Source organism: Moraxella bovoculi 237 (assembly GCF_000696305.2).
GTDB classification, from domain to species: Bacteria; Pseudomonadota; Gammaproteobacteria; order Pseudomonadales; family Moraxellaceae; genus Moraxella; species Moraxella bovoculi.
In genome coordinates, this window is record NZ_AOMT01000044.1 from 1 (window position 1) to 3,478 (window position 3,478).

Below are 3,478 nucleotides of genomic sequence, written 5' to 3' on the forward strand. Positions count from 1 at the left end.
ATGTCAAGAAACGACCGTGCAAGGGTGGGGGTTATCACCGCCCCCCTTGACCCCCCAAAAAAGATTCAAATTTTATTGATAAGGGTAGATATGGCACTAGGCAGAATCTCGGTAAAAATCGGAAAAATTGGCAAGGGCGGCCCCCATGCCAAATATATTTTAGCCGCTGAAAAATACGCACACAAACAAAAAGAAATTAAATTCACCAGCCACGGCAATTTGCCCAGCTGGGCGAAAGATGACCCCATTAAATTTTTTGAGACGGCTGATTCCAAAGAGCGAAAAAACGGCCAAACCTATAGAGAGCATATTTTATCTTTGCCTCGTGAACTTAACCTAGACCAACAAAAAGAATTGTTGGCGGATTGGATAGACCAGCGCATAGGTGATAAACATGCCTATCTGTTAGCGATACATTCGCCTATCGCTAGCGACGGCCAAGAACAACCCCACGCCCATTTGATGTACAATCAGCGCATCAATGACGGCATAGAGCGCACACAAGAACACTACTTCAAGCGATACAACGCCAAAAACCATAACAAAGGCGGATGTCAAAAAGCAGATACAGGCTTAGCCCCTGCCCAGCTCAAGGCGAATTTATTGGAGGAGCGCCAAGCGTGGGAGCTTACAGTCAATAAACACCTTGAGATGAATGGCTTTGCGATAAAAGTAGACCTAAGGAATTATCAGGAAAGGGGAGCCGAACCCCCTAATAATATAGATATTTGGGATTTCAAGGAGCTACAAAGACTCAATAAAAATTTAGATGAAAAAAAACCCGACCCCGAATCAACACCAACACCAACTCCCTCAAAAAGTTACGGGATGGGAATGTGAACCAAGTCGGGGGCGCGGCGCGAACCCCCTAACGCTAGCCGCAAGCCCCCGACTTGGTTCACTTTTGAGATTATTATTTGATTATTTTGAACATATTTTGTAATTACAAACACCCCCCAAAAATAGCAGGTTTTGGGGGGTGTTTTCTTTACTTGATACCTTAGAGGGTTTTGTCGATTAAAAAAATTAGTGTTCTATGTTGTCTGAAGCCTTATAAATAAAGGGATAGAGACTGAAAAAAGAATAAAATATAAATATATTCGCATATATTGCGGGCGAAAAAAAAGCGTGTTATGATGGTTGTCGCCAAACAAACCCAAACAGCGCTTTTAATTCACGAATATTAACAGCGTTGTGTTATATTCGATTTAATTATATGATACATCAAAACCAAACCCAAAATCAAGCACGGAACCCTACAGACGTAAGGGATAGCGACAAAGTAACCGATATACCTGAAGATATTTTTTCTTTTCTTTTTGCCAATTATCCGCCCGATGATGTAGATATCCCATTATCTCTTGTCTCACCGAATGATAGTATATGGGATCAGCACCGCACTGCCACCCAACGAGTCAGTGAGATCTATAACAATCATCCAGAATTCCAAAAATGGGGCGAACGTACTGCTGATTGTTCTCCTTGGCTTCTCTTTAAGGATGTTGAGAGTAAATTTAAATTATCCGAGGCTTTTTTTTGTCATGTTCGCATGTGTCCTACATGCCAATGGCGAAAATCACTTTATGAAAAAGCAAGGGCATACAGGGCTATGGATATCATTCTGAATAATCCTGATTACGAAAACCTAAGTTTTATTTTTCTGACGTTAACAGTGGAGAATTGCCCTGTTAGTGAGTTACGCCTAACACTTAGCAAAATGAATAAATCTTGGAAAAGGCTTATTGAGCGTGAAATCTACGAAAAGACGTTCAAGGGTTTTGTTAAGATGACTGAAATCACAAGAGATAAGAAAAGACCTAACACCCATGCCCATCCGCACTTTCATGTTTTATTGGTCGCCAACAAATCTTATTTCACCGACCCAAAAAAATACTTAAATTCTAATAGATGGGCGGAACTTTGGGGTGATTGTCTAAGGGTGGGTTATGTTCCAGTCGTTGATGTCAGGGGCATAAGACCTAAGCGAAAAAAAGGTGTTAAGCTTACAGACTTAACACCACAAGAACGCAAAGATGGTATACGTTCGGCGGTAGCCGAATTAATCAAGTACAGCGTTAAGCCTGCCGATATGCTAGGCGATGGATCTCAAGCATCTCATGAGTGGTTTTTGGAATTGTCCCGCCAAATTAAAGGCCTTAAATTTGTTTCGTCAGGCGGAATTCTTAAAGATTTGTTAAGGGATAGGGTTTTGTCGGATGATGATATGGTGCATGTAGGCGAATCAGACGCATCAGATGACGCTGTAAGCGCCTCTGACAGCGACGATAAAAGGCGCATATCATTTCGCTATCGACCTACGAAAGAAGGCTATTATTACGATCCTAGATACAACGAAGGCGATACATGATACCTAAATAAAATAATTGATTACTTGTTTGTTGGGGTCTATGTGCTTGAAGCCGAACCCATCATGAAAAATAAATTTTTGATTCACAGCATCATAAGCCAAATAACCGTGGAGCTCTAAAAACTTGAACACAACATAAGATACCCATTTAGCTGTCTCCTTGGTTAGTTGGATATTATCGTCTACCCAATTCCCAGTGAATTTATCTTTGATTGTTGGGCGTTGCCCTGCCCAGCTCACAATCGTTGGTAGATCGTTAAACCCATAGGTAATATCATCCGTCTCTAAAGCCACCTGAAAATATAAAACAGTTGTTTTAATATTTAGTAGTTCGTTGTTTTGGGGGTGTATAGATATTTGGATGGAATTATCAATTAAACCTATTTTAATTTGGTTTTGGCTATCGATCAGCCCCGACATCATACCAATCAACAAGAATAAATCTTTGAATTTCGGGTCAGTCTCATTTTTCATTTCAGACAAAATAAAACCACCCAAGCCAAACTTGGCGGCATTGAGTGCTTTTCGGTCAAGCCCTGCTTGATTTTCTTTTTTTAATTTTTCTTTTCTTTGTTTCTTTTCTATTTTGCTGGTCAATCGCCAGACCCCGATATAATCTCTCACGAAATCATGGTCTGATTTTGTTGGGTTTTCTTTTGAAAGCAAATCTAAAAATAGCTTAGCTTTTTCATCGTTTTGATTCGCCAAATTTTGGGCGTAGTTTTTAACTTCGTCCAAAACTTTAGCATTTCTTGTGGATAATTCCATACATCACCTTTGATAAAACTGTAATAAAAAACAAGTCAAATAATTAATATTTGATTTATGATTATAACAAAATTTTGAGAAAATAGAATAAATGAAAAGACAAACAAATAAGAACTATCTTATTTAAATTTATAGTATTTAATTATTATTCTATTATTTATTTGAGTGTTGGTATTTAATGAATAGATTGAAAAACAAGATTTTAGAAATTGTAAAATATTCCAAAACCAACAAAAAAAAATCTGAATTATAAACCTAAAATTTATCTGAATTCCCCTTAAAACTGGACTGTAATTAAGAAGTCACGGTTATACGTTTCTTTCCCATTTTCGCTGTGCTACA

At 38.5% G+C, this 3,478-nt stretch carries 3 protein-coding genes; 2 read left to right on the top strand and 1 reads right to left on the bottom strand.

Annotated elements, in window-relative coordinates; all coding sequences use genetic code 11:
* The first annotated feature begins 90 nt into the window (after positions 1–90).
* Both MBO_RS09850 and MBO_RS09855 read left to right on the top strand, forming a co-directional pair.
* On the top strand, positions 91–840 hold the full coding sequence (locus MBO_RS09850) for a MobA/MobL family protein (RefSeq protein WP_160169685.1): 750 nt from the start codon (positions 91–93) through the stop codon (positions 838–840).
* 376 nt (positions 841–1,216) lie between these two features.
* Positions 1,217–2,368, top strand: coding sequence for a protein rep (locus MBO_RS09855; RefSeq protein WP_052585444.1), 1,152 nt, complete (start codon positions 1,217–1,219; stop codon positions 2,366–2,368).
* 3 nt (positions 2,369–2,371) lie between these two features.
* Here the strand turns inward: MBO_RS09855 and MBO_RS09860 are convergent, their stop codons facing one another.
* Positions 2,372–3,136 (bottom strand): hypothetical protein, encoded by a 765-nt coding sequence (locus tag MBO_RS09860; protein ID WP_036367385.1) that lies wholly within the window; start codon positions 3,134–3,136, stop codon positions 2,372–2,374.
* Positions 3,137–3,478: the final 342 nt, after the last annotated feature.

Excerpts from the sequence above, each read along its gene's own strand:
- MBO_RS09850 (WP_160169685.1), top strand. The coding sequence starts at position 91 with ATGGCACTAGGCAGAATCTCGGTAAAAATCGGAAAAATTGGCAAGGGC.
- MBO_RS09860 (WP_036367385.1), bottom strand. The coding sequence starts at position 3,136 with ATGGAATTATCCACAAGAAATGCTAAAGTTTTGGACGAAGTTAAAAAC.
- MBO_RS09855 (WP_052585444.1), top strand. The coding sequence starts at position 1,217 with ATGATACATCAAAACCAAACCCAAAATCAAGCACGGAACCCTACAGAC.